The organism is Ferrimonas marina (assembly GCF_900129905.1).
Lineage (GTDB): Bacteria > Pseudomonadota > Gammaproteobacteria > Enterobacterales > Shewanellaceae > Ferrimonas > Ferrimonas marina.
In genome coordinates, this window is record NZ_FQXG01000002.1 from 358,652 (window position 1) to 385,171 (window position 26,520).

Here is a 26,520-nt window from a genome sequence, read left to right on the forward strand (position 1 = left end):
TTTTTTAGTCAACCAAACCACTGTTTTACATAGGTTAATTATGTTGCAGCAAGGTTAATTCAAGTCCTGGCAATAAGCCGGTTACGGTTTGGCAACATCGCTGAATGCAGCCTGAATGGCGAGAATTTCACCAGTGACTCAAATAACATTTGCGCAACAAAATAATTTAAAAAAAATGACGTCATAACCGTCTGTTAATTATGATTTTTCCGAGTCGGCACTGAAATAAATTCGCACCAATGCATAGATTCTCGGTCCATCCACATGCGCCTGCTCTTGACGCACCAAAAATGGTCAAGGGTGTGCTTAAAGGGTGCATAGCGTCGCAGTGGCGCTGACCAGTGAAATCCACTGGCCAGCGCCAGATGGCCAGTTTCAGGCACAAAAAAACACCGCCGAAGCGGTGTTTTTTCAAAGGCCTTCACTTAGAAGCGGTAGCTTACCTTGGTGAAGATGTAGCGACCCATCACGTCGTATACCTCAGGGGTGGTGTACACGTCGCTGTAGCTCGGGTGGTACTTGGGAGTCTCATCAAACAGGTTGTTGATACCCAAGGTCCAGTCCAGACCGATGTTGAAGTTCTTGGTGTAGGACACGTTGTGGTAGAACGCGGCCGGAACTTCGAACTCCGGAGAGTTCAGGTCAACCATCTCACCAATGTGGCGCATCTGGTAGTTTACGCTCCAGTCGTCAGCGCGAACCATCAGGTTCAGGTTCTGACGCCAGTCAGCGTAGGCACCGTTCATGCCGCTGATGGTACCGGTGTAGTCGATGCCATCCTCTTCAAAGGTCAGCAGACGGGTGATGTCCCAGTTCAGACGCCAGTCGTGGCCACCATACACCCAGTCGTACTGGAAGTTGATGTCGATACCGTCGGTTTCCTGGTAACCGGCGTTCACCAGCGGTGCGTAGAACTCCATGATCTCACCGGTGATGTGGTTACGGGTGATGTTCAGGGTGTCACAAGCACCAGCGTCGCCACCCATGTAACAGGCGTTCAGGTAGGCCTGACGGTCGATACGGGTGATGGCGTTTTCAACCTCGAAGCGCCAGTAGTCCACGGTCATGGAGAAGCCATCAGCGTAGGCCGGGCTGTAAACGAAGCCAGCGGTGTAGGTGTTGGCTTCCTCCGGCTGCAGATCACCGTCGGTGTTCCAGATAACCTCGATCTGAGAGTCTACCTGCTCGTACTCAACCGGTGCGTGGTCGCCCCAGCCGATGCTGGCACACTGCTGCGCCAATACGCTGCCATCGTTGTGGCTCACACCAGAACAGGGATCAACCAGGTAGTCGAAGGAGCCCACGTTACCGGCGTACAGCTCGGAGATGCTCGGTGCACGGAAGGCGGTAGAGGCTACACCACGCAGCATCACCTCTTCGTTCACCCGCCAGGTCAAACCGGCTTTCCAGGTGAAGTCGGAGCCGAAGGTGCTGTAATCAAACCAGCGCATCGCCACTTCCGCGGTCACCTCTTCGGCGAACGGAGCGTCGGCCAGAAGCGGGATAGCAATCTCAGCGTACACCGCGGTGGTGTCGTAGCTGCCCGCAGTCGGATCCTGCTTGGACTGGGAGGACTCACCGGATTGGGTTACCTCGTCCGGAGTGAACCAGCCCTTCTCCTTGCGGTACTCGGCACCGGCGGCGAAGGCCACGGTTCCGGCCGGCAGGTCAAACAGCTCACCGGACAGGTTGGCCGCAATCACCTGCATCTCGTTACCGCCCTCAGAGCGGTCGTCGTACATGACGTCGGAGATGATGGCATCGCTCAGCGGGTCACCGGAGAACCAGGCGTTCGGATCAGCGTAGATGGAATCGATGACCTTGCTCTTGATGGCCAGGTTGTTGGCCCAGGACTCCGCTTCGTTACGACCGTAGGTGTAGGACACGTCCCAGTCGAAGCCGCGGCCGATGTCCAGCCAGCCTTCGAAGCCGGCAACCACACGGTAGGTGTCGACGGTCTGCTCAAAGCCACGGGGACCAGCGTCGGTCATACGACGGCGGTATACCACGGCCTCTACGTCGTCATCCCAGGGGCCATCGTAGCCCGCAGCAGCCAGCTTGTCGGTGTCCAGGAACAGGCCGGTGACCGGCGCCGGAGCCATCTGCTGGGTGGAGTCACGACGAGTGTAGAGACCTTCGGCGAAGAAAGTGGTATCGCGGCTAACGTCGTAGCTCAAGCTACCGTTGAGGCCGAAACGCTCCTGCGGGGTGCTCAGGTAGGAGTCCGGTACGTAGTTGTACAGCTCGTCCTGCTCTTTCCAGCCACCCTGGCCGTTGGGGATCATGGAGCCGTCGCCCCAGTCGATCACACCGCTGCCGATGGTGGAGCTCCAGCCGCCACACTGACCCAGCGGGCCACAGTTGGACCAGAAACGATCGTCCTGGAACACATCACCACGGTTGACGTAGGACGCACCCAGGGTGACGTTACCACGGTCAAAGTTGGTGCCCCACAGCGCGCTGATCTCGTAGGTCTCACCGTCACCCTTGTCGGAGATCCCCGCTTGGGCGTCCAGCTGCACGCCGTCAAAGTCGCGCTTGGTGATGATGTTCACTACGCCGGCGATGGCGTCGGAACCGTAAACGGCAGAGGCACCGTCTTTCAATACTTCGATACGGTCAATGATAGAGACCGGGATGGTGTTGAGATCCACGGAGGCATCCGCACCGGTACCGGAAACCACCATACGGCGGCCGTTTACCAGCACCAGGGTACGGGCTGCACCCATACCACGCAGGTCAACGCGAGCGGCACCACGGCCACCGTTGTTGGTGGCCGCACCGGTGGCGGCACCAGCGGAGGCGGTGGTTTCCTGCAGGATCTGCTCAACAGAGGTATAAGAGCCAGCGGCGATCTGATCGGCACCGATCACGTTCACCGGGCTGGCGGTTTCCATATCACTTCGTTTAATGCGGGAGCCGGTAACACTGATCCGCTCGACGTTCTCTGCAGCCACTTCGTTGGCCATGGCAGGGGCCACGGCGGTGGTGCCTGCAACAGCACCTGCTGCTAACGCCCACTTCACGGCACGGGCAATGTTACTTGGGTACTTCATCCTAACTCCCTCCAGTTATTGTTCTTTTTCCTTCGCTGGCTTTGCGGCCTTGCAACCGTCTTGTTGTCGCAGCGATACGCCATGGATACTGAGTTAGCGGCTATATATGGTCAATAGCTATTTCTTTATGCCTTTGTTGCATAGATGAAAACCCTTTCACCAGCGAATGCCTTTACTGAAGCTGAACAGTGGGTTAATCCACAACATCACCGGTTGACAGACAGTTATCCTCTACAGGCGCCACCAAATAGGCGCAGATTCCACTGGAACGGCCTGTTAACAAAAAAAGGAGCACAGAGGCTCCTTTTTGTGATCTGGATCACACTTAAAATCTCAAAGTGTGAAGAACCCCTATTGTCTGTTTACGCAGAGGTTATCCCTGCTGTTGCTGGATCCATAAATGGATCTTATTCTGCAACACGGCCATGGGCAGTGATCCTGAGTTAAGTACCTGATTGTGGAAGGCCTTAATATCGAAGTCCTCACCCAGTGCCTGCTCCGCCTCTTCACGCAGTGACAGGATGGTTAACTGGCCAATCTTGTAAGACAGGGCCTGGCCAGGGATCGCCATATAGCGCTCCACCTCGGCCACCACATCCGAATGGGCCATCGGACTGTTATCCAGCATGTACTGGATCGCCATCTCCCGGCTCCACCCCTTGGCGTGCAATCCGGTGTCCACCACCAGGCGCATTGCCCGCAGCATCTCATCCGACAGCTTGCCAAAATACTGGTAAGGATCGCTGAACAAGCCCATCTCTATGCCCAGGTGCTCGGCATACAGTGCCCAGCCCTCGGCAAAGGCGGTGTAGCCGCCAAAGCGTTGGAACCTTGGCACCCCTTCCAGCTCCTGCTTGATGGCAATCTGGAAATGGTGGCCCGGTGAGGCCTCATGCAGCGAGAGTGTGGTCATGCCCCACTTAGGCTGCGCCTTGAGGTTGTAGGTATTGATGTAGAAGATCCCCGGACGAGAACCATCCGGTGCCGGTGCCTGGTAGCTGGCCCCAGCTGCCGATTGCTGGCGGAACGCCTCCACCGGCCGCACCACGTAATCCGCCTGGGGCTGGATATCGAAGTACTCCGGCAGCACCGCGTTGATGGTTTCCCGCAGATCGTTATAGCCGTCAATCAAGCCCTGCTCATCGGTGAAGAAGAACTGGGGATCGCTGCCCAGGTACTCGAAGAAGGCGGTCAGGTCACCCTCAAAGCCCACCTGCTCACGCACCCCGTCCATCTCTTCCAGGATCCGCGCCACCTCGGCCAGGCCCAGTTGGTGGATCTCGTCCACCGGCATGGTGGTGGTGGTGTTCTTGTTGGCCAGGTGCTGATACCAGGCTTTGCCATTGGGCAAAGCACCCCAACCCGCACGGCCTCGGCTCTTGTCCAGGTAGGTATTGGCAAAGTAGTCATAGAGCTTACGGATGGAGGGCATCAGCTCCAGGGTGAGGGCACGGGTGTAACGGGCCACCAGCTCCTCGGCATCCTCGTCACTGAGCCCTTCCGGCAGATCGTTCAGTGGCTGGTAGAAGGGGGACTGCTCCAGCGGCAGATCGATCTGGTCCTGCAACTGGGGCAAGATGCGCTGTACCAGCACCCGGGGCAGCACCACGTTGGACTCGGCCCCCTCCTCCATCCGCTCCAGAGCGCTGTCGACCCACTCGGAGAAGCCGCCGATGCGGCTGATGAAGTTGTCATAGTCCAGCACCGTCTCAAACGGCTGGGCACTTTCGCCGCTGCCCAGCTGAACGAAGGTGATCACCCGGCTGTAAAACTGGTTCATCGGCAGGAAGCGGCTGGGGTAGGTTTCATCCACCAGTGCCATCTCCAGCTCGTACTTGAGCACATCCCGGCTCAGGCGTTGCTGCTCATCCAGGCTGGCGGGGTCCATCGCATTGACCTGCTGCAGGTAGCGACTGTTGAGCTCGTGTCGGGCCTTGAGATAATCATCCGACAGGTTGTTGGCCATCTTGTTGTTGTATTCGAAGCGGCCGACAAAGGTGGCACGTACCGGGTTGAGGGCCAGGTAGTCGTCAAAGTAGGCCTCGGCCAGGGCATTGAAATCGGTGGGCTCAACCTCGGGGGCCGGCGAGCAGGCTGACAACGCCGCAACCGCGGCCAAAGTCAGCAGTGAACGTATCCTTTTCATCTCACTCTTCCTATAAAAAAGCCCCGCAGTGCGGGGCTTCTACTATCACCAATCCGATTTAGATGGCGACGTCTTTGCGATCCGCGGTCTCCTTGATGTAGGAGATCCAGCCGGATGCGGACTTCTTGGTCTTGCTGTCTTTGGAGGCGGCAACCGCAGCCTGATGTGCAGACTTGTACTCACCCAGGTAGAAGTGAGCCTGTGCCAACAGCATCTGGGCTTCGCCGGTGCTCTTGAGGCCTTTGCCGTTCATCGCGTTGCGAATCGCGGTTTTGGCTTCCTTGTAGCGCTCCTTCTCCATCAGCAGGCCCGCCTGGCGCATGAAGTAGCGAGAGTTGTTCTCGATCTCAGCCGCCTGACCGTAGTAGGTGATCGCCTTGTCGATCTCCTTGGCCTGGTGATAGGTGTTAGCCAGCATCGCCAGTGAAGACTCGTCCTTCTCCACCAGACCGCTCTTCAGGTATTCCTCCTGCAGGGCGGCGGACTTGAACGGGATCTCGTTCTGGGCGTACAGCTGGGCCAGCATCTTGTACTCGCTGGCGGTTTCCAGGTAGCCACGACGGTGAGCCACGTCCATGGTGTAGAGGGCTTTCTTGTAGTCTTCACCCAGCATGTACATCTGACCGAGCTGGATCCAGTTACGGCGCTCGTTCGGGAAGAAGCGAACGATGTCTTCCGACACATCCGCAGCCTTCTTGTACTGCTTGGTTTCGTAGTAAGAGGCCATCTTCAGGCTGTATGGGCCTTTGTTGGGCTCTTTCTGCAGGGCGATGGACTTGTCAGCGTACTTCAGCGTGTCGCTGTACTGCTTCTGCTCGTACTTGGCGGAGGCCATCCGCAGGTAGACGTTGGTGTCTTCCTTACAGGTAAAGGCCATCCAGTCGTTGTAGTACTTCAGGGCAGCATCGAAGTTGCGCTCAGCGATGTTCAGGTCACCCAGCAGACGCAGCGTTTGGGCCTGGTCGGACCCGCCCAGCTGGTTGATGTCTGCGGCGATCTTCAAATGCTTCATCGCGGTATCGATGTGACCCTCTTTGCCAGCGTACAACGAGCCGATCATGCGAGACACATAGGCCTTGTCGAACTCACCGGAGGGATTGATCTCCAGCAGGATCTCCAGGGCACCGTCGACGTTGTCCTCGGCGTACAGCTCGTACGCCTTCTGAACCCGACGACCCACCCGCTCAGACACCACACGGGTCTTACGGGTATCGATCTCACATTGTTCCGCCGCGACGGCAACGGGCGCCGTAAAGGTGGCCCCCACCGCAGCCAGGATCAGAGCCGAGAGTATCGTAGTTTTGGTTTTCATACTTACCTCCCACCCTTATCCGTTAGCTTTGTCCAAAGTAAAGTCCAGACGGACGGTCTGACCCGGCTGCTTCACCGGCTTGCCATCCACAATCTTGGGCTTGTACTTCCATTTACGCAGGGCCCGGCGTGCTTCCTGGTCGAACAGGCGACGGGGTTCCGCTTCGATAACCTTCACGTCTTCCACCGCACCCAGCTCGTTGATGGTGAAGCTGAGGATTACGTAACCCTCTTTACCATCACGGGCGGCTTTGATGGGGTAACGCGGCTCGATACGAACGATCGGGGTCGCGTCGCCGTCACGGGCCATCGCGTTGCTCGGGTCACCCAGACCTCCGCTGAGGCCCCCCAGGTCCACACTGGGTACGTTGACAGAAACGGAGTCGGACATGTCGTTGGTGTCCGGCTGCATCTCCACCGGCTTGGGCGGTTGTTGCGGCGGCTTCGGCGGCTTCGGCTTGGGACGGTCGCGGTTTTGCGCTTGCGCGTCTTGCCGCTCCATCACAATCTCAATCGGCGGGGTTTTGAAGCCAGTGTCGGCGCGCTTTGCGCCGCCACTGATCAAGAACGCCATGAATGAGAACAAAGCGAAGGTCACCGCAGCACCGACTAACAGGGCTAACAGTGCTCTCAACATATTAATCGTTCTCCGCTGAGACCGAGATCGTGTCGATACCGGCCGCTTTCACCTGATCCATTACCTTAACCACGATACCGTGCTTGGAACCTTGGTCGGCCTGGATCATCACCTGAGCCTCGGGAGACTCTGCCAGCATACGTTCTACGTTAGCGCGAACCCGCTGAATATCAACTTCACGCTTCTCCATGTAGACGATGCCCGCTTCGTTGATGGCGATAAAAATGTTGGCGGACGGCTTCTTCGACGCTTGTTGTGCCTTAGGACGGTTAACCTCGATGCCGGACTCCTTCACAAAGGACGTAGTCACAATGAAGAAGATCAGCATGATGAAAACGATGTCCAGCATAGGGGTCATATCGACCTGGGCTTCTTCTGCGCCGCTGGAATGCTTCTTACGTGCCATAAAAAACTCTCTTTAGTGATGGGGCAGGTTATCGGTCAATTGCTCTGCGGACATCTGCAGACGAGCCTTCAGACGGGTGCTGAAGAACACGCCGGACAGCGCCGCTACCATTCCTGACATAGTCGGGATGGTGGCCATTGAGATCCCGCCTGCCATCAGGCGCGGGTTCCCTGTCCCTTGCACGGCCATCACCTCGAACACTGCAATCATGCCGGTAACAGTACCGAGCAGACCCAGCATCGGGCAGATGGCAACCAGGGTATTAATCAACCCCATACGTGCGTTCAATTGTTCTTTTGCCTGGGAGATCCATGCTTCACGAATGCGATGGGCGTACCAGGACGTTGTGTCCTCGCGGGCTTCCCACTTGGCGATGATCTCTTTGCGCAGCTTCGGGAAAACGAAGCTGACAAAGAAGTAGCGCTCAAGCATCAGCACCCACATGAGGAACAGCGCCCCCGCCACCAACCAGAGGACGTCGCCCCCGGTGGCCATGAAGTCCCTGACAGACTCCCAGAGTTCTACCAGGTAAAGCATAATCACTTGCCTCGCTGTTCAGCGTGGGCCGCGATGATGCCAGCACTTTGCTCTTCGATAACGTCAACCACGGACTTGGCGCGGCCAGCTACGAAGGCGTGCATCAGCAACAGCGGCAGAGCAGCAACCAGACCCAATACGGTGGTTACCAATGCCATGGAGATACCGCCAGCCATGATCTTCGGATCGCCGGTACCGAACAGGGTGATGTCCTGGAAGGTCGCGATCATACCGGTTACGGTACCCAACAGACCCAGCATCGGGGCGATGGCAGCCAGTACCTTGATGATGTTGACGCCGGATTCGATCTTCGGAGTCTCTTTCAGGATGGCTTCGTCCAGCTTCAGCTCCAGGGTCTCGACGTCGACATCTTTGGCGCCGTGGTAGGTGCCCAGGATGCGGCCCAGCGGGTTGTTGCCCGGGTTGTCGATGTTCTTGATCTGAGAACGGATCTTGCCGGAAACCAGGGTCAGGCTAACGATCTTCCAAACGGAGATCAGCAGACCGAATACCAGCAGACCAGCGATGATCTTACCAACCACACCACCGGCTTCGAACTGCTCCTGCAGGGTCGCCTTCTGGGTGTATACCGCCAGCAGGGCACCGCGGGACGGGTCAACGAACAGCTCAGAGGATTGGCCAGCGGCCAGGTTCTGGAACTCACCCACGGTCTTGACCTTGTAACCTTCCGGCTGCTTAGGCAGCTGAACGATGGTACCGGTCTGCGGGTTGTAGTTCAGGTACTCGCCGTCAGCCAGCAGGGTGAAGTTACCGATACGGGTAACGGCCTTCTCGCTCACGTCACCTTGCGGGGTGGTCACGTCGGTGTTGAAGGTCACAACCTTGCCGGATTGAGTCATCTCGGTCTGCAGGGCAAACCACAGCTCTTCCAGCTCTTTGATGGTCGGCAGCTCTTTAGCGGCACCCAGTTCGGCCATGAACTCGGCACGACCCGGCAGCTGAGCGCTGATCAGAGAAGCGTGCAGCTGACCGGACATGTCGCCGGACACCTGACGTACCACACCGAACATCTCACCCAGGTCACCGGTGGCAGAAGCCAGGTCGTGGCTCAGGCGGTCGATCTCCTGATCGTTGCTGGTGAACTTGTTGGACAGGTCTTCACCACGCTGCTTTTCGGCAGCCAGCTGGGCCTTGGCCTTCTTCAGCAAAGCTTGCTTGTCGGCACGGTCAGAGGTGAACTCCGATTCACGCTGCTTGTTGATGCGTGCTTCGGATTGACGGTCAGATTGGATCTGCTTAAGCAGCTGATCCAGGGATTGAGCATTTTGCTCCGCGGCCATCGGGGCAGCGGAAAGGGTCATTGCCGCTGCAACAACGGCAGTAGTGATGATCTTTTTCATTATTCTGCACTCTCCGCGGCTTGTACTGGCAGTTTGATCAGGTCCGGAGCGGCCTGACGACGAGCCATCTTGATGGCGTTGGACACGGCACGCATGGAGCCGTCACCCAGCGCGTTCCAGCTGCGGCTTTCGTTGTCCCAAACCCAGGCGTTCTGCTGGTCCAGAGACTGAGCCAGGAACACCACGCGGCCCAGGTGGAAGAAATCCACGGTGAGCTCTTTGCCGTCGATGCTCAGCTTACCTTCGTAAGCGTCCATCTTGTTGCCGTACTCGTTCTCGATCTGGTACGCGTCCAGAACCAGGCGGTACTTCTCGGAGGTGGAGATGTTGGAATCGCCCATCACCTCTTTGAGGCGATTTACACGAGCAGTACGCTCATCGGCCTTGAACGGTACGTCCATGGCAACAAACTGCTCCAAGGAGCTGATCATACGGGTCATCAGCGGAACAACACCCTGCTTGGTGCGTTCGATGCCGTTGATCTGCTCTTGCAGGGAGGCGATACGCAGGTCCTGGTCATCGACCAGGGTCTGCACGTAATCGTTGTAGTGTGCGAGGGTCTCGGTTTCGTCCACAACCTGACGGTACTCGTAGAGCATGTCTTGAGTTTGGTCGTAGAGCTTGTTGATCTTCTGCTGAGAATTAACAGCGTCCTGCTGGATCTGCTTATCAGCGTTCTGGATATTGGTCAGCGCATCAGCGGCTGAAGCCATGCCAGTTACAGTCAGTGCTACTGCACCGATCACTGCAGAGGCGAGCTTGGTCTTTTTCATCACGGACATAGTTCCCAACCAGTCTTGTAGTGAGTCCACGGCCCCAAACAGCATCTTGTGTGTGCTACTCAGCGTAATGTTGGAGCCAGTCCCGTCTTTTACTATTTGTTATTCCCTTCATGCGCACTTGGTCTACGGTGCACATGCCCACGAATCTTTTCATAGCGCCGTAAGTTGTGTCAACTATGTTACCCACCACAAATATCCGCTCATGAATCCATACAAACGACCAACATCAGTAAGCTACTGTCAAACAAGGTTCACCAGACCAAAACCTCATAAGAGAAAAAAACTGGATCTAGGTCACATTGAGTCGCAGATCGGGAGCTGGGTGCGCACTTGCAGTGAAATCATTCACCCCGACAGGCATGAGCGAGAGAAATCACTACCACCAACCACTGTTCAAACATCAACCAAACTGGATTCGAACCAGAAAAAAAATTTTTATGACAATCTGATTTCGAACCCGGCTCATCAGCACATTGAGGGCCGTTTTGGCCTGCGGGATTGATGCGAAACTGAACGACAGGGTGAATCTTGGTCGATTGCGCGGTGAAATGGAGATAATTGACAATCTTGTCAATTTCAAAGAACTAGCTGCCGATTGCGCCCAACAAGACACAATCGACAGTTATGCGAAGATCAGGGAAGCCGCACCAGGTCCATGGCGATGGTCATCCGTTCGGCCTTTTGGGCCAGTGGCACCGTGCCGTGCCACATGCAGGAAGGGAACAGGGCAAGATGCCCCTCCTTGGGTTGGATCAGGGTATCCGGCGGCAGCTCAATATGGCGACTGAGCGCCGGTTGACCCAGCTTCAGCCACCCTGCCTCGCTCTGCTTCACCTCCTCCGGCACGCTGACGTAGAAGCAAGCACTGAAGGTGCCCTCGTTGTGGAAGTGATCGCGGTGGTAACCCTCCTGCTGCAGCCGCACCGACCAGGCACCGCTGAAGCGGGTACGTCCGCCGCTTACCCGCAGACTGGGGTGGTCCGCCCGGGTCGGCAAGCCAGCAAGAAACTCACCGACACGCTGCTCAATCACCGACGCCACCTGGCCAATCCTGGCACTGCGGCGCTGGTACAGGTGCCCTTCGGTTTGAGTACCACCGCGAAGAGACTGCTCCATCGGGTAGCGCAAGGATTGGTGCAGTTGGATCAACTCCTGACGCAGTGCCTCCATCTCAGAGCCAAGCTGATCGTTGAGGTCAAACACCCGCACCAAGCCATCAACGTCATAGAGCGCCCGGTAGCCGGCATCGTCACCGGACAGTCGTAGCGCGGTGGCCTTGAGTGCCCACCAACCCTGGTTATCCGGCTGGCGCACAAGCATGCTGTCCAATAGAGCCAATGCCCGCTCGGACTGACCCAAACAGAGCAGGGTCAGGGCCCGCTCGTAATCCACCTGGTCATGGCCGTCCTGGCTGTAGCGATCCAGGGTCTGCAGGGCCTGGCGCAGATCGCCCTGTTCCCGCTGCAGGTGGGCCAACATCGCCAGGCCATCGCCATGGTTGGGCTGACGGGACAGGTAGCGATCCAGCACCGCCGCCGCCTCGTCCTGCCGCTCTGCTTTAAGTAAGCGCTTGGCAAAATCCAGTTGCAGCGCGTCCTGCTCGGCCCCCTGCCCCGCCTGGCGGTAATCGACAAAGCTGTCGCTCTCGTCACTGAGCCAGCGCAGTCGGAACAGCCGGTCTAACAGGTCCCTGTCCCTTGGGGCAGATTGCAGCAAGGCCTGGTAGTGTTGCTTGGCCTGCTCGGTTTCCCCCAACAGAAACAAGGACTCAGCCAGTGCCTTGCGGTACAGCGGTGGCCCCCCGGCCAGCTGAGTGGCTTGCTCTAACTGGCCAAGGGCCTGGGCAAACTCGCCGCGCTTGAGCAGCAGTTGCCCCAGCTGGTAGAGGATGCGGTGATCCTGGGGCTGCTTACTCAGCCACTGTTGATAGCCTGATTCCGCCTGGTCCAACTGCCCCTCGGCCACCAGGGTTTGCCCCAGCCCCAGCTGGGCACCGCCGTGGTTGGGCTGCAGTGACAGCGCACGTTGGTAGTGGCCCTGGGCCTTTGCGTTGTGCCCCTGCTGTTGCAGCAGTCGCGCCTTGTTGTAGTGGGCATCGGCAAATCCGCTGTCCAGCGCCAGCGCCTTGTCGAACTGGGCCAGGGCTTGTTGCGGCTGGTTCACACTGGCCAGCAGGCCGGCGTAACCGCAGTGAAACGCCGGGTGCTTGTGCCAGCGGATCAGCTTCTGGAACACTCGCTCACTCTGTTCAGCCTTGCCCAGATGGCGCAGGCATTGGGCTTGCAAATAAAGCAGGTTGGGGTGTTTGGGTTGCAGGGCCAATAGGCCCTCTAGCAGCGGGGAAGCGGCTTGATACTGACGCTGCTGAAACAGCTGCATCGCTCGCTGCATCTGTTGATTGGGATCCATCCGGTACCTCCTAACTCCTTTGCTCCATCATTCCCTGTCAGACACAAAAAGGCCAGCCCGAGGGCTGGCCTTTGTCAGAACTAAGTTGGACTTAGAACTTCACGGTGATACGACCGTACCAGTACTGACCAGCGGTGTCGTAAGACGCCGGGATGGTGTTCATGTCCTGGTTGTTGGAGATGTACGGGGCTTCCTCGTCGAACAGGTTCTTCACACCCAGGGTCAGGGCAGTGTTCTCCAGTACGAAGTAGGTACCCTGTACGTCGTGGTAGAAGATGGAGTCGGCGTAGTTATCCAGGTTGTCTTCGGAAGCGAACAGATCCTCAGACTCAGACTGGTAACGGGTCTGCCAGCTCACAGCCCAGTTGTCCATCGCGTAGTTCAGGGTCAGGTTGGTACGCCACTCGGCGAAGGCCGCCAGGGTGGTTTCCCACTGGTCCGCACCTACTTTACCAGCCAGCTCAACCTTCTCGGCGCCTTCGAACGGTACATAGTTGTACTTGTCCAGGTAGGTGCCGTTCAGTACCGCGGAGAAATCACCGCCGCCCAGCTCAGTGGCGTAGGAGATGTCAAAGTCGATACCGGAGGTTTCGAAGGTAGACAGGTTAGCGTTGGTCAACAGGATACCGGAAACGTTACCCAGCGCGTTACGGTAGTCACCGGCACGCCAAGCGGCTTCGCCCAGGGCTTCAGGGCCCAGAATGAAGTCACACAGGCCGCTGGAGAAGTTGGCGCTGTTGTAACAACCGTTGATCACGTTGTCGGTACCAGCAGTACCGATACCGTTGGTGATCTCGATGTCGTAGTAGTCCATGCCGAAGCTCAGACCGAAGTCGGTGCTGTAAACGAAACCAGCAGTGAAGCTCTCAGACTCTTCCGGCTTCAGATCCGGGTTACCACCGACGATGGTGGAGGACTGGTCAGAAGACAGCTCGAAGTCAGCCGGGATCTCTTCAGATTGACAGTTGGCAGCGACAGTGGCGTTGGCAGTGGTACCCCAGTTTTCACAGGGATCGTTGTAGGCCAGGTTGGTTTCCGCCTGCGGGGCAAACAGCTCGGTGATGCCCGGGGCACGGAAGCCTTCAGCGAAGGTGGTACGCAGCAACAGACCGTCGATCGGCGCCCACTCCAGACCAAACTTGGTGTTGGTGGAGCTGTCGTCGAGGAAGTCGAAGTCGGAGTAACGTACCGCTGCAGTGAAGCGCAGGGACTCGGCCAGGAACATGCCGCTCAGGATCGGGAAGTCGAATTCTGCGTAGACTTCGTCGATGGAGTAGGCACCCTCTGTCGGGTCACCGGCAACGGAGTAGATCTGGCCGATGGAAGCGGCACCGTCCGGTACGGACTGGTACTCTTCCCAACGCTTCTCGTAGCCCGCGGCCCACATGATCTCACCGCCAGGCAGTTCAACACCGAACAGGCCACCGGAGATGTTGGCCATCAACTGACGGGTCTCACCACGAATTACCGGGGAGTTCGGAACGAAGGCGTAGTCGATCATGTCCTGAGTCAGGGTACCTGCGGTCAGGATATCCCAAGACCCATCAGGAGCAGCGGCCAGACAGGCCGGGTCTTCGGCACACAGGGCCGGATCCAGCAGGTTCTCGATGCGGGTCGGGTTTACACGACCCAGGTCCAGACGGGAGTCAACGAAACGGGCGAAGTTGTAGGCGATGTCCCAGTCGAACTCACCCACGGTGCCTTCCAGGCCGAACACCATGCGGTAGTCGGAGAAATCCTGGGTAAAGGCACGACCGGCGGTTTCGCGCAGACGACGGTAAACAACCAGGTCTTCACCGGTCGGGTTACCCGGGTTGGTGGCCGGCATGACCGGACCCCAGAAGGTGCCTTCCGGCGCCATCAGCTGGTCGGATTGACGGTTGGTGAAGCCACCTTCCAGGAAGGCGCCCAGGTTGTCGGTGATCTCGTAGCGACCGGCACCGTTGATGGAGAACACCTCTTGCGGGGTCACCATGTAGGAGGTGGTGGCGTAGTTAAAGCCGTCGATGGCCTGGTCGAACGGGCGTTCCATGCCAGTACCCGGATCTTTTACGTAACCACCGGCAGGCTCGCCATCCAGGTAGAAGTACTGACCGTAGGGGATGGTACCGGAACCACCACACACCTTAGCACCGTCACGCTCGAAGATCGGGCACTCGGAGAAGGAGCGGTCACCCTGGTAGATCTCTTCACGATTGGTGTATTGCAGAGACAGAACCACGTTGCCCTTGTCGTTGGAGGCACCAGTGGTTACGGAGAACAGGGTCTTCTCACCGTCGCCTTCGGAGGTCACGTCGTACTGAGCGTTAACTTCCAGGCCTTCGAAGTCTTTCTTGGTGATGAAGTTGATAACACCCGCGATGGCGTCGGAACCGTAGATGGTGGAAGCACCATCACGCAGAACTTCCACACGCTCAACGTAGGAGGTGGGGATGGAGTTCAGGTCGCCAGAAGCGAAGCGGCGGCCGTTGATCAGCACCAGGGTACGACCGGAGCCCAGACCACGCAGGGACGCAGTCGCGTAACCACGGGAGCCGTTGTTGATGGAGGAACCTTCAGCACCACCGTTGATGGCGGGGATGGTCTGAACGAAGTCTTCCAGTGTGGCCACACCGGTGTTGGCGATGTCTTCGGAGGAGAAGACGGTGATGGGGCTGGCGGTTTCGAGGTCGGTACGCTTAATGCGAGAACCGGTTACTTCAATGCGTTCTACACCTTCCTCTTCGGCGAAAACGGCCGGTGCAGTGAAAGCCGCAGACGTAGCGCCTGCTACCAACGCAAAGCGAACAGCTTTTGATACGAGGCTGCTGTTATGCATGTTTATCTCCCTGGACACATCAGTGTGTTTTTTTGTTTTCCTTTCCTCACCGACCGCTCCCTGGCGAGGTTTTGTTGGGCAGAAACCCAATCTGTCAACGCCGATGTAACCAGAACCCTTTAATACAATCAACCTTGTTGCAACATTTTGTTATCAGTGCGTATACCAATATGTACAAATCAAAATGGGCTAGTCCAAGACGAAGCACTAAAAAAAAACCCCGAGGCAGCGATGCCTCGGGGTGTTTTAGGTCTTACCAGTGGAAAAGCGTTAAAAATAGAATCGTGCGCCAAGGCCTATAACATCATCATCCGAACCTTGCTCAACGCCAAACTCGCTGTCGTCCAGCTTGCCTTCTATGTAAAACTTGGTGAGCGGACCCCAGCGATAATGGGCGCCGAGGATGTACAAGGCACGTTTAAAGGTGCCATTGGCCGCTTCGTACTCCGGATCGTCCGATTCCAACCAGTTTAGTCCGGAGACAATGGTGAGGCCGTTTTCGAAGGTCCAGTTCACCATCAGCTCGTAGCCATCGCCGTTAAATACCCGGTTCTGGTTGTCCAGTTCGTGGTTCTCGGTGTCGGCGTAGTTGGCCCCCACGTACAAGCCCGGCTGGAAGATCCGGCCGTAGCGGATGCCGTAGATGATCGCCTCGTCCCGGGCGCTGCCGAGGTTGGCGGACTTAAAGTCCCCGCGGTTATAACCGACGCCAAAGGTGAAACCGGCAAACTCGTAACGGACCGAGGCGCCCCAGCTATCGTCGTGGCTGATCTCAAAGTCTTCCAGTTGCTGACAGAACTCCGGTGGGCTCTCCTCTTCACACTCTTCAGGCGGAATAAAGCCCACCGTGCCTTCGGCACTGGCCTGGTACTGCAGCCCCAGGTGAAAGTTGTTGATGTCGTAACGGTACTGGATGGCGCTGTCGGCCCGGCCGGTGCCGGACAGGCCGCCGTCGGTACCGAAGTTATAGGTGCCAGACGCCAGGCCACCGGTGGTGATGAATTCATCGGTAAAGGCGGCGATGTCGTAATAGACAGACCACTGTTTACCGATGGACAGGCGGCCCCAGCCGTCGTGTTGCAGGGCCAGAAAGCCCAAGCGATTGAACAGGAACTGTCCTTCACGCTGGCTCTGCAGGGCGTCACCGTTGAGCAGCAGATCGGTGCCGGAGTCCACCAGGTTAAAGCCCCACTCCATCAGTGCTTCGGTCTGCCAGCCCTGGCTGAGTTGGCGGGTAAAGTGGAAGCGCATCCGTGACGAGCTGTCCACCACCGCGGTGTCGCCCCCCTGCTGAACGATGCTTAGACCGGCATGGCCGCCAAGGGCAAGATGGTTGATGTTGTCGTCGTACAGCCCCAAAGCCGAAGCAGGCAATGAAACCGTCAGTAAAACCAATGACACAGGGCGCAGCATAGTACGATCCTTCGTAAGACTCCGGGGTGTATTGGCTTGAGTCTAGTCAAAGATCTGGCTGCGTGAATGAAAGTACGCCAGCAAGTGAGGCTTTAGGGCAAATAGGCATGGCAAACCACTCGATAGAAACAAAAAAGCCACCGCATTGCGGTGGCTTTTCTTATCCGTTGGGGTGCTTACAGGTAGATACGCACACCCACGGCGAAGGCGTCGTCGGTGTCACGGATGTCGTTACCGTGATCTACCTTGTAGGCGCCGTAGACAACGGTGTTCGGGCTCAGGTTGTACTCCACACCGAAGTTGGTGTACTCCTGGATGGTCAGACCGTTGGTGTCATCTTCCACACCCTGGTACAGGGCGTAAACGTTGATGCCGTTCTGCAGGCCGTAAGCAGCCAGAACTTCGCGGCCGTTGGCCTCTTCAGTCACGGCGCTGCCCGCTTCGTTGTTCAGGGTCTGCAGGTTCTCAGACCAGGCGTAGGCGGCAGCAATGTTCAGGCCATCACCGTAGGTACCGTAAGCAACAGACACCGCTTGAGAGGTGGCGTTGAGGACACCTTGACCTACGTTGCTGTAATCCACGTCACCGCCGCTGTAGGCGTAGCCCAGCTTCACCGCACCCACGTTGTAGGTGGCGGAGGCGCCGATACGGTCGTCAAACTCGCCGTTGACACCCTGCCATTGAACACCCACGTTCAGGTCACCGGCGTTGCCGAAGGAGACGCCGTTGCGGTACTGCATGGCGTTGTTGGCACGACCCAGACCCAGGTCACCACCGTCGGTGCCGTTGGCGTAGGTGAACAGGGAGTCGGAACCCCAGGCGATCGGCTGGTCAGTTACGCCAGTGACGTCAACATAGGTAGACCACTGCTTACCGGCAGAGATACGACCGTAGGTGTCGTGGCCCACACCGATGTAGCCCAGACGGTTGGACAGAACGTCGTCTTTGCTATCTACAAAGGCGCTCAGACCCCACTCGATGCGGCTGTCCAGTGCCCAGCCGTTGCCCAGATCGCGGTCGAAGGAGAAATTAATCCGCGGGGAGTTGCTGGTTACTTTGGTATCACCGCTGTTGTCGTTCAGTTCGACAGTCAGGTGGCCACCAACGGAGAAAGAGTTCTTACCGTCGTTGTAGAGTTCAACGGCGGAAACGTTGGCCACCATCAAGGTGGATACGGCAGTAGCGAGCAGGGTCTTCTTCATCATTTGAAACCTATCTATCTCTGGTAGGGGGTGCCCGATCGTCAGGCTCCTAGTCGCCTGTGCATCGGTGCGTCGTTCGATGCGGAGACACTACCGAATCCAATTCGACCCAGATGTGAGCGGGATCTCAGGTTGTGCTAGGCAAGGGGAAAGCGGCGCAAAGAGCCGCGCATGATCACAGTTCACGCATTAAATCGCTTGCGAATTTAACTGCGCTTTAACACCGACAACACAAGCTGACCACCTAGGTAAATCTGCGTATAGAAGTGGCAGGAAAGTTTGCGCTGACGCGGTTGAATCCAGGCTGTACCGGGGCGCTGATCAGCGTCGACAAACACAGGGGAAAGGCGCTTTGGCACGGCAGAACAGGGAAAGGAACCGCCCTCGCAATGCACTCACGGTGAACGACAGGGTTGCCGGCAACTAATGCCAGGACCGAGGCCAGGACTGCGGTCAGGTTAGGAAAGGGGCAAACAAAAAGGCCACCGCATTGCGGTGGCCTTTGGCTAAGTCAGCAGGACTTAGAAGTAGACACGAGCACCAATGGCAAAGTTGTTGTCGTTGGTGATCAGGTTGCCTTGGGCATCGGTGATGTCCAGGTCGTGCTCCACGGTGTAGCCCACGAAGGGTACGAAGTTCGGAGCTACCTGCCACTCAACGGTAGCAAAGGTGTGGTTGAAGGCTGCGCCATCAATGATCTGGGCATCGGTGCCTTGAGCGAACTGGTTGTCCTGCTCCAGGTACTGGTGCTTAACCGCGAAGGTCAGGTTGTTGATGCCGTAAGCGATTACAGCTTCGTAACCGTCGGAATCGATGCCGTAGCCCTGTACGTTCTCAGCCCAGGAGTAAGCAGCTGCCAGGGACAGGCCGTCACCGTAGGTGCCGTAGTTGAAAGAGGCCACCTGGGTGTTCACGTCAACAGTGCCGTGCTCGAAGCTTACGTCACCGCCGCTGTAGGCGTAGCCCACTTGGAAGTCGCCGAAGCCGTAGGACAGACCGAAGGAAGCACGATCGTCGAACTCACCGTTTACGCCCTGGTATTGCAGAACGAAGGCCAGGTTGCCGCCGGCGATGTCGAAGTCGTTGGCGTACTGGATGGAATCGTTAGCACGACCCAGACCCAGGTTACCGTGGGAGCCGCCAGCGCCACCGTAGGTGTGCAGAGCGTCGGAGCTGATGTAGATCGGCTGATCAGTCGCGTGAGCGGCCATCAGGAAGTAGGCAGACCACTGCTTACCGAAGGACACACGACCGTAGTCGTCGTGGCCAACGCCGATGTAGCCCAGACGGTGGAACAGTACGTCGGAGTTTTCGCCGGTGATGTCGGAGAAACCGTACTCGATGCGGGAATCCAGCGCCCAGCCGTTACCCAGATCGGAGTTCCAGGAGAAGTTCATACGCGGGGAGTTACCGCCCACTTCAACATCACCGTCGGATACGTTGGCCTGGATGGTCATGTGACCACCGATGCCGAAGGAGTTCTTGCCGTCGTTGTAGAGTTCAACAGCGGAAGCGTTTGCGACCATCAAAGCCGGGATCGCAGCAGCGAGCAAAGTCTTTTTCATTGGGAGTGCCTAACCATTCGAGCGAGATTTTTTTGATTTGCTGTTCCCTGTTTATTCCGTGGGAACTTTTTGTTTCATCCGCTGATGGCGAGGGACAGTAGCAGAGGCGAAGGAAGGCCAAAAGAGAGCAAGATCACACTTTTTGACGAGTGGGCGACATTACCAATTGAATGACAGGTTATTTTACGACTTGTTCCACTTCATTTTGTTTTACATGCAGTTTTTACAACTGTTTATTAACATTCAGAAGAGGCCGATCTGGCCGCCGTCCAGCTGCTCGAAGTCGCTGTTGATCGCCGCCAACACCGGCTCGGCCACCGGCCGGATCTGCTTCTCCACATAGTGCTCGTAATCCAGCTTGCCGCGGGCGCTCTCCAACGGCTCCGCCCCCAGAGCGGTGATCACGTAGGCGATGCGGCTGCCCCGGCGGTAGCGGGTACGACCGGCATGCTCATTGGCCAGCCGAGCGGCCTGCACATGGGGGGGATTGGCGGCGTAGTCGGTCAGATCGCGACGCAGGCGCTTGCGATAGACCAACAGCTCATCGCACTCGCCGTCCCGCACCCGGGCTATCCACTGTTTCAGCAGCGGGGTAACCGGCTTGCCCTCGAACCAGTGCTGGTACAGGCTCTGCTGAAGCTGACGAGCCAGTGGGGTCCAGTCGCTGCGTACCGTCTCCATCCCTTTGAACACCAGACGCAGTTTGCCCTGCTGTTCTATGGCACCGACATAGCGTTTTTTCGAGCCTTGCTCCGAGCCACGAATGGTAGGCATGAAAAAGTGATCAAACTGGGTTTCAAACTCCAGCTCCAGGGCACTTTCCAATCCCTGCTTTTGCAAGGATTGCTGCCAATAGGCGTTCGCTCCCGCCACCAGGGCCTGGCCCTGTTGCTGACACCACTGCGGCGTCTTGTCATCGCCTAGATGCACAAACAGCGAATCTGTATCGCCGTAGATCACCTGGGCCCCCTGCCCCTCTACCCACTCCCGGGTGGCCTTCATGATGTCGTGGCCGCGCAGGGTGATGGAGCTGGCCAGACGGGGGTCATGAAAGCGACACCCTGCGGCGCCGAGCACCCCGTAGAAGGAGTTCATCAGGATCTTGATCGCCTGGGACAGCGGCTGGTCCTTGGCCTGCTTGGCCTGCTCCCGCTGTTGCGCCAGTTCGGCAATCAGGGCAGGCAGGCGATGATGCTGGCGATGGAACCGGGCGCCCCGGTAGCCCTCCACCAGCAGGCTGGGATCCGCCTCTGCCTCGGCCGCCACCATCCCCATGGGATCGATCAGGAAGCTGCGAATGATGGAGGGATAGAGGCTCTTAAAGTCCAGCACCAGCACGTTGCGGTACAGCCCCGGTCGGGAGTCCATCACGTAACCGCCGGGGCTGGGCGGAATGTTGGTGTCGGTCAGGTCCGGGGCAACGAAGCCGCTGCGGTGCAGCAGCGGCAGGTAGCGGAAGGTGAAGGCCGCCACCGAGCCGCCGGTGCGGTCCAGCTCCAACCCGGTCATCTGGCCCCGGGCCAGGACAAACTCCAGCAGGCGGGTGTGCTCGAAGATCCGCCACACCAGTTCGCAATCCTTGAGGTTGTAATGCCCCAGCGCCCACTTATCGTGGTGAAAGTTGTGTTCGATCTCCGCCATACGGTGGGCGCTGTCGTCGCAGGCCTTGCCCTCGCCCAGCAGCTCGGTGGCCACCGCATCCAGGGCATAGCTGTCAAACTGGTAGAACGCCGCCTTAAGCCATTCAATGCCATCCAGCACCAGGCGCCCGGCGATAACACAATCCCGGCCCGGCCCGGCACGCTGCTCGAACCTTGGCTCACTGCCGTCCCGCCCCAATGCCAGGCGCAAACCATGGTGGGCGGCGCGCTTGTGCAGCAGGGCCAGGTCAAAGCCCGCCACCGCCCAGCCGATGATGCCGTCCGGGTCATGTTGCTCGAACCAATCCAGCAGGCCGCGCAGCAGCGCCGCCTCGTCGGCAACAAACTCCATGCTCAGTGAGAAGCGGCCGTCCGAGGGGCTGGGCTCGCCCACCATCAACACCCGCTGATCGGTGGCACTGTAAAAACCGATGGAATAGAGCTCGCCATGACGACTGCACTCGATGTCCAGCGATACCAGGCTGGGCAGGTGGGTGGGGTTGGCCGGTCGAGCCGCCAGCAATCGATGGTCCTGGTGCTTTACCGCCACCCCGGCGCGGATAAACCGCTCCATCAGGTAGCGCTCCTGGGGGCGGATATCCGCCTCCAGCAATGCCCAACCCTGCTGCTCGGCCTGCTGCCGGGCAGTTTGCCACAGTGAGTGATCACTCAGCTCCAGCGACAACACCGGCTGGCGGGCAAAGCTTTGGGCCGGCACCGGCGTGAGTTGCCAACCGGAGCGCGCGCCCAGCCACTGGCGCCAGGCGGCCTGCTCACTTTCGAGGATAAAACCACGGTAGGGCTGTCCCGGCAGGGAGACACACAGGGGGCCTGATTCGGTGCTGAGCCAGTAGATCAGTTCGGCGCCATCGGGGCCCGGACGCTGCTCGCGACCGAGGATCCACCCCTGGCTAAAAGAGGGCGATTGCATCCAAGCATTGTCCTTCAGCTACTGGTATTATGTACAGCCAAAATCCCCCCATTCGAAGGTGTTATGCTCAGCGACAAGGTAAAAAAGGCGACCCGGACCGCCTACAACAACATCGCCGAGGCGATCCCCAATTTTGTCCGTCGCAAGGAGCAAAACTACCTGATCGCCGAGATCGCCAAGACCCTCTCCGGTGCCTATGACAAGCAGCGCCGCATCGTGGTGGTGCAAGCGGGCACCGGCACCGGTAAATCCCTGGCCTACGCCCTCGGCGCCCTGCCCCTGGCCCTGGCCCAGGGCAAGAAGATCTGCATCTCCACCGCTACCGTGGCCCTGCAGGAGCAGCTGGTGAATAAAGACCTGCCGCTGCTGCAGCGCCACAGCGGCCTGCAGTTCCGCTACGGCCTGGCCAAGGGCCGACAGCGCTACGTCTGCCTGTCCAAGCTGGAGCTGCTAGCCGGCGAGGTGCCGGACAACCAGCAGGCGCTGTGGGAAAGTAAACCCGCCGACGCCGACGTGGCCCTGCTCAAGCGGTTGCACACTGCCTATCACGAGGGCAAATGGGACGGCGAGGTGGACTCGGTGCCGGAGCCGGTGCCGGATCATCTTTGGATGCAGATCGCCTCGGACAAACACAGCTGCAACCGCCAGCTGCCGGCCCACCGCGAGTGCCCCTTCCACAAGAGCCGGGAGAAGATGGACAGCTGGGATGTGTTGATCATCAACCACAGCCTGCTGATGGCGGATCTGGAGCTGGGCGGCGGTAAGATCCTGCCGGACCCGGACAGCATGTACTACGTGCTGGATGAGGCCCACCACCTGCCCCAGGTAGCCCGGGATTTCTCTGCTGCCAACGCCACGGTGAAGGGCTCGATGGAGGCCCTCAACAAGCTGGAGAAGCTGGCCCATAAGCTGGCTCGTGAGCTGGCCTCGGACAAACCGGCCATTGTCGCCCAGGAGCTGTCGGAGGACATCGACGCCCAGCTCGAGGGGCTCAAGCAGCTGCAGTCCTTTTGCGACAATAATGCCTTCCTGTTCGACAACGAGGACCGCCGTCATCGCTTTGCCGGAGGGGTGTTACCGGGCCCGCTGGTGACCCTTGTGGACAACCTGCAAAGCAGCAGCAAGAACGCGCTTAAGCGGCTCAATAAGCTGCAGCAGATGCTGATGGAAGCGGTTAAGGACGGTGAGCTCAAGAGCCACAAGGCGGAGCCGCTGGTGGCGGATCTGGGCTTTGCCCTGCAGCGCCAGGAGTCTCAGAACGCCACCTGGCAGATGCTGGCCCGGCCGGTGCCGGAGAAGGGCGCGCCCCAGGCCCGCTGGATCGAAAAGCTCGACGGTAAGCGTGACGACCATATGTTCAGCGCCTCGCCCATCGAGATCGGCTACCTGCTGGAGGAGCTGTTGTGGAGCAAAGCCGCTGGGGTGGCCCTGCTCTCCGCCACCCTGATGGCGCTGGGCAACTTCGACCACTACCGCCACCAGGTGGGGCTGAAGGCCAACGACGGCACCCGCTTCATCAACCTGCCCTCGCCCTTCAACTACAAGGACAACGCCACCCTGTTCCTGCCGAAGGTCAAGGTAGAGCCCAACAACGATGCCTTCTCCGACGAGCTCAACCGCCTCATCCCGGAGCTGCTGGAGGAGCAGAACGCCAGCCTGATCCTATTCACCTCCTACCGGCAGATGGAATCGGTGGCGGAGTCCCTGCGCCGCTTCAAGCGCCTGCCCGTGCTGGTGCAGGGGGAATCGCCCCGACAGGAGCTGATCCGCGAACACAAGGCGCGCATCGACGCCGGCAAGCCCTCGATCCTGATGGGAACCGGAAGCTTCTCCGAGGGACTCGATCTGCCCGGCGATTACCTCACCAACCTGGTGATCACCCGGCTGCCCTTCTCGGTCCCCACCTCGCCGGTGGACCAGGCCCACGCTGAGTACATCAAGGCCAAGGGGGGCAACCCCTTTGTCCAGCTAGCGGTGCCGGATGCGGCGAAAAAACTGGTGCAGGCCTGCGGTCGCCTGCTGCGCAACGAGCAGGATTATGGCAGGATCACCATCCTGGATAGACGCCTGGTGACCAAACAGTACGGCACCTCGCTGCTCAACTCCCTGCCCCCCTATCGTCGGCATATTGAATACTGAGCCTGACCCTTTCGCTGTAGGAGTGACACATTGGAACTGGCTCTTTCGCTGGACATACTTTTGGCCCTGGCCGCGGTGGCCTTCCTGGCCGGTTTTGTCGATGCCATCGCCGGTGGCGGCGGTCTGCTGACCATCCCGGCCCTGCTCACCGCCGGGCTGCCACCGCACCTGACCCTGGGCACCAACAAGCTGGCGGCCACCTTTGGCTCCGGCACCGCCAGCTGGGCGTTCTACCGCAAGAAGCTGTTTGACCCCACCTTCTGGAAGCGCTCCTTTGTCGGCACCTTTGTCGGCGCCATGGTCGGCACCCTGGCGGTCAGCGCCATCAGTGTCGACTGGCTGGAGCGGGTGTTGCCGCTGCTGATCCTGGCCATCGCCGTCCACACCCTGTTCAGCCGTTCGCCCAAAGAGGAGCAGCACCAGCTGCCTAAGCCGACCCGCACCATCCATCGCCGCCAGTGGGGCCAGGGTCTGGCCATCGGCTTCTACGACGGCTTTGCCGGGCCCGGCACCGGCGCCTTCTGGACCGCCTCCTCGATGGCGCTGTACCGGATGAACATCCTGCTCAGCTCCGGCCTGGCCCGCAGCATGAACTTTGTCAGCAATGCCACCTCGCTGGGCTTCTTTATCGGCCTGGGCTATGTCCACTTTGGCATCGGCATCAGCATGGGCCTGTCGCTGATGGCCGGCGCCTGGCTCGGTGCCCACTCCGCCATCCGTTTTGGCGGCCGCTTTATCCGCCCGGTGTTTATCACCGTGGTGATGGTGATGGCGCTGAAGCTGGCCTGGGATGCCTGGTTGTGAGGGCCCATCAGTTAGAGCAGCTCAAGGCCCAGCTGGCCGCACTGGAAGCCAAGGTGCATCAGCACGATGCCCAGCTCAGCGACGCCGACAAGAGATGGCTCCATCATAAATCCCGCTTCCACGAGCAGCTGTTTGAGCAGCAGGGGGCCAGCCTGGCCGGCTGCCTGGAGGTGCTGCGTCGCGACCTGAAACAGATTGAACAGATGGTGCAGGTAGGCGCCACCGGCGATACCCTGGGGCTGGCGTGCCAGCGCTTTGGCGAGCGCTTCGAGGCATTGATGCAGGCGCTGGCCAACACCGACACCGCCCGACGGGGCAACCAGCTCAGTGCCCGCGGCCGCAGCAGCAAGAACAGCGATTACCAGTGGATCGACCAATCGGTGATGAACTCCAGCCACAAGCTGCACCAGGAGCTGGCCAAGCACAAAAGCTGGGAAGACAAGATGGTGCAGAAGATCCAGCAGATGGAACAGGCGCTTGACATCACACCTGCGAACGACAAAATCACACTACAGAATGAAATCCTGGCCCTGCATAAGCGGCTGGGAAAATGCCGCCAGGCAATGACCTACATTGAGCAGCGCATCGCCTGGTTGGAAAAGCCCCGTTACTGAATCCCGTTGCAAGGAGCTCCCATGCACAAGGCCTTAGCCGTTGCCGCCGCCCTGATCCTGTCGCCCGCCGCCTGGGCCGATACCCTGCGCATCCCGATGGAGCTGACCTACGTTGGCCTCAATGGCGAGAAGGTCAGCACCAGCCTGTTCAGCCATAAGTCCAAGGTGGAGCTGCAGGATGGCGTCAACCGGGTTGCCCTCAAGTACAACGATCTGGTGCCCGAGTCCATCGGCGACGGCCATGAAAAGGTGGAGTCCAACCCCTTTGTGATTGAGCTGCAAGCCAGCGGTGGCCAGGAGTACACCGTGGCCCTGGCCAGCCGGATCCGCAATATCCGTGATGCCAAGGCCTTCGCCGAAGCCCCCAAGGTGGTGATCACCGACCGCCAGGGTAACGAGGTGGCCTTCAACCAGAACCTGACCGAAGGGGACGATCCTAACCTGTTTGACCGCATGCTGGGCGAGCCGGCACCGGGCCAGACCGTCGAGCAGGTCGCCATTGCCGCTACCGCAGTGGGCACCGCTGCCGTGGCCACCAGCAGCGCCGCCAGTGCGCCCGCTGCAGTCGCCACCACCGCCCCTGCAGCCGCCGCCCCGGTGGCAGCAGCGCCCGTCGCCACTGAGGCTGCGGCCCAGGCTCCCGCTGCTGCCAACCCCCAGGCCGAAGCGATGCTGAAGTACTGGTGGGAGCAGGCCGATGAGCAGACCCGCAAAGCCTTTATGAGCTGGGCCATCACCCAGATGTAAGC

At 58.9% G+C, this 26,520-nt stretch carries 18 protein-coding genes; 4 read left to right on the top strand and 14 right to left on the bottom strand.

From position 1 onward, the window contains the following. Positions 1 to 425: 425 nt before the first annotated feature. The 14 genes from BUC04_RS05345 to BUC04_RS05410 all read right to left on the bottom strand — a co-directional run bounded on the left by BUC04_RS05345 (position 426) and on the right by BUC04_RS05410 (position 22,214). On the bottom strand, positions 426 to 3,056 hold the full coding sequence (locus BUC04_RS05345; protein ID WP_067658926.1) for a TonB-dependent receptor: 2,631 nt from the start codon (positions 3,054 to 3,056) through the stop codon (positions 426 to 428). 373 nt (positions 3,057 to 3,429) lie between these two features. After that, on the bottom strand, positions 3,430 to 5,202 hold the full coding sequence (locus BUC04_RS05350) for a DUF885 domain-containing protein (RefSeq protein WP_067658929.1): 1,773 nt from the start codon (positions 5,200 to 5,202) through the stop codon (positions 3,430 to 3,432). Between the two features lie 58 nt (positions 5,203 to 5,260). Next, a complete protein-coding gene (locus BUC04_RS05355; RefSeq protein WP_067658932.1) occupies positions 5,261 to 6,514 on the bottom strand; it encodes a tetratricopeptide repeat protein in 1,254 nt (417 codons plus the stop codon). A 15-nt stretch (positions 6,515 to 6,529) separates the two neighbouring features. Next, a complete protein-coding gene (locus BUC04_RS05360) occupies positions 6,530 to 7,150 on the bottom strand; it encodes an energy transducer TonB (protein ID WP_067658935.1) in 621 nt (206 codons plus the stop codon). A gap of 1 nt (position 7,151) precedes the next feature. Beyond that, entirely contained in the window at positions 7,152 to 7,556 is a 405-nt protein-coding gene (locus BUC04_RS05365; protein WP_067658937.1) for an ExbD/TolR family protein, read from the bottom strand. Between the two features lie 12 nt (positions 7,557 to 7,568). Continuing rightward, entirely contained in the window at positions 7,569 to 8,093 is a 525-nt protein-coding gene (locus BUC04_RS05370; RefSeq protein ID WP_067658940.1) for a MotA/TolQ/ExbB proton channel family protein, read from the bottom strand. Between the two features lie 2 nt (positions 8,094 to 8,095). Then, on the bottom strand, positions 8,096 to 9,454 hold the full coding sequence (locus tag BUC04_RS05375; protein ID WP_067658943.1) for a MotA/TolQ/ExbB proton channel family protein: 1,359 nt from the start codon (positions 9,452 to 9,454) through the stop codon (positions 8,096 to 8,098). After that, positions 9,454 to 10,227 (bottom strand): DUF3450 domain-containing protein, encoded by a 774-nt coding sequence (locus BUC04_RS05380; protein ID WP_174522310.1) that lies wholly within the window; start codon positions 10,225 to 10,227, stop codon positions 9,454 to 9,456. The genes BUC04_RS05375 and BUC04_RS05380 overlap by 1 nt, the downstream gene beginning before the upstream one ends. Positions 10,228 to 10,869: 642 nt before the next feature. Then, positions 10,870 to 12,645, bottom strand: a complete 1,776-nt coding sequence (locus BUC04_RS05385) for a tetratricopeptide repeat protein (RefSeq protein ID WP_067658947.1) — start codon at positions 12,643 to 12,645, stop codon at positions 10,870 to 10,872. Positions 12,646 to 12,736: 91 nt separating this feature from the next. Continuing rightward, positions 12,737 to 15,463, bottom strand: coding sequence for a TonB-dependent receptor plug domain-containing protein (locus tag BUC04_RS05390; protein ID WP_067658950.1), 2,727 nt, complete (start codon positions 15,461 to 15,463; stop codon positions 12,737 to 12,739). 270 nt (positions 15,464 to 15,733) lie between these two features. Next, positions 15,734 to 16,876 (bottom strand): porin, encoded by a 1,143-nt coding sequence (locus BUC04_RS05395; RefSeq protein ID WP_073325637.1) that lies wholly within the window; start codon positions 16,874 to 16,876, stop codon positions 15,734 to 15,736. A 176-nt stretch (positions 16,877 to 17,052) separates the two neighbouring features. After that, the gene (locus tag BUC04_RS05400; RefSeq protein ID WP_073325687.1) at positions 17,053 to 18,078 is read right to left on the bottom strand and encodes a porin; all 1,026 of its coding nucleotides are present in this window, start codon (positions 18,076 to 18,078) and stop codon (positions 17,053 to 17,055) included. A gap of 521 nt (positions 18,079 to 18,599) precedes the next feature. Continuing rightward, a complete protein-coding gene (locus tag BUC04_RS05405) occupies positions 18,600 to 19,643 on the bottom strand; it encodes a porin (protein ID WP_143165546.1) in 1,044 nt (347 codons plus the stop codon). Positions 19,644 to 19,886: 243 nt separating this feature from the next. Then, positions 19,887 to 22,214, bottom strand: coding sequence for a DNA polymerase II (locus tag BUC04_RS05410; RefSeq protein ID WP_067658960.1), 2,328 nt, complete (start codon positions 22,212 to 22,214; stop codon positions 19,887 to 19,889). Positions 22,215 to 22,277: 63 nt separating this feature from the next. Between BUC04_RS05410 and dinG the strand changes: the two genes are divergently transcribed. Genes dinG through BUC04_RS05430 form a run of 4 tightly spaced genes read left to right on the top strand, consistent with a single transcriptional unit; the run spans position 22,278 to position 26,518 of the window. Next, the gene (gene dinG / locus BUC04_RS05415) at positions 22,278 to 24,353 is read left to right on the top strand and encodes an ATP-dependent DNA helicase DinG (protein WP_067658963.1); all 2,076 of its coding nucleotides are present in this window, start codon (positions 22,278 to 22,280) and stop codon (positions 24,351 to 24,353) included. A gap of 30 nt (positions 24,354 to 24,383) precedes the next feature. Next, positions 24,384 to 25,157, top strand: a complete 774-nt coding sequence (locus tag BUC04_RS05420) for a sulfite exporter TauE/SafE family protein (RefSeq protein ID WP_067658966.1) — start codon at positions 24,384 to 24,386, stop codon at positions 25,155 to 25,157. After that, positions 25,154 to 25,771: a primosomal replication protein gene (locus BUC04_RS23855; protein WP_067658970.1), complete on the top strand. Its 618-nt coding sequence runs from the start codon at positions 25,154 to 25,156 to the stop codon at positions 25,769 to 25,771. The genes BUC04_RS05420 and BUC04_RS23855 overlap by 4 nt, the downstream gene beginning before the upstream one ends. Before the next feature lie 21 nt (positions 25,772 to 25,792). Continuing rightward, a complete protein-coding gene (locus tag BUC04_RS05430) occupies positions 25,793 to 26,518 on the top strand; it encodes a DUF2057 domain-containing protein (protein ID WP_067658972.1) in 726 nt (241 codons plus the stop codon). Positions 26,519 to 26,520 lie beyond the last annotated feature (2 nt).

Coding starts and splice junctions, on each gene's coding strand:
- BUC04_RS05345 (WP_067658926.1), bottom strand. CDS start 3,056: ATGAAGTACCCAAGTAACATTGCCCGTGCCGTGAAGTGGGCGTTAGCA.
- BUC04_RS05370 (WP_067658940.1), bottom strand. CDS start 8,093: ATGCTTTACCTGGTAGAACTCTGGGAGTCTGTCAGGGACTTCATGGCC.
- BUC04_RS05410 (WP_067658960.1), bottom strand. CDS start 22,214: ATGCAATCGCCCTCTTTTAGCCAGGGGTGGATCCTCGGTCGCGAGCAG.
- BUC04_RS05360 (WP_067658935.1), bottom strand. CDS start 7,150: ATGTTGAGAGCACTGTTAGCCCTGTTAGTCGGTGCTGCGGTGACCTTC.
- BUC04_RS05385 (WP_067658947.1), bottom strand. CDS start 12,645: ATGGATCCCAATCAACAGATGCAGCGAGCGATGCAGCTGTTTCAGCAG.
- BUC04_RS05375 (WP_067658943.1), bottom strand. CDS start 9,454: ATGAAAAAGATCATCACTACTGCCGTTGTTGCAGCGGCAATGACCCTT.
- BUC04_RS05365 (WP_067658937.1), bottom strand. CDS start 7,556: ATGGCACGTAAGAAGCATTCCAGCGGCGCAGAAGAAGCCCAGGTCGAT.
- BUC04_RS05390 (WP_067658950.1), bottom strand. CDS start 15,463: ATGCATAACAGCAGCCTCGTATCAAAAGCTGTTCGCTTTGCGTTGGTA.
- BUC04_RS05355 (WP_067658932.1), bottom strand. CDS start 6,514: ATGAAAACCAAAACTACGATACTCTCGGCTCTGATCCTGGCTGCGGTG.
- BUC04_RS05395 (WP_073325637.1), bottom strand. CDS start 16,876: ATGCTGCGCCCTGTGTCATTGGTTTTACTGACGGTTTCATTGCCTGCT.
- dinG (WP_067658963.1), top strand. CDS start 22,278: ATGCTCAGCGACAAGGTAAAAAAGGCGACCCGGACCGCCTACAACAAC.
- BUC04_RS05350 (WP_067658929.1), bottom strand. CDS start 5,202: ATGAAAAGGATACGTTCACTGCTGACTTTGGCCGCGGTTGCGGCGTTG.
- BUC04_RS05430 (WP_067658972.1), top strand. CDS start 25,793: ATGCACAAGGCCTTAGCCGTTGCCGCCGCCCTGATCCTGTCGCCCGCC.
- BUC04_RS05380 (WP_174522310.1), bottom strand. CDS start 10,227: ATGAAAAAGACCAAGCTCGCCTCTGCAGTGATCGGTGCAGTAGCACTG.
- BUC04_RS05400 (WP_073325687.1), bottom strand. CDS start 18,078: ATGAAGAAGACCCTGCTCGCTACTGCCGTATCCACCTTGATGGTGGCC.
- BUC04_RS05405 (WP_143165546.1), bottom strand. CDS start 19,643: ATGAAAAAGACTTTGCTCGCTGCTGCGATCCCGGCTTTGATGGTCGCA.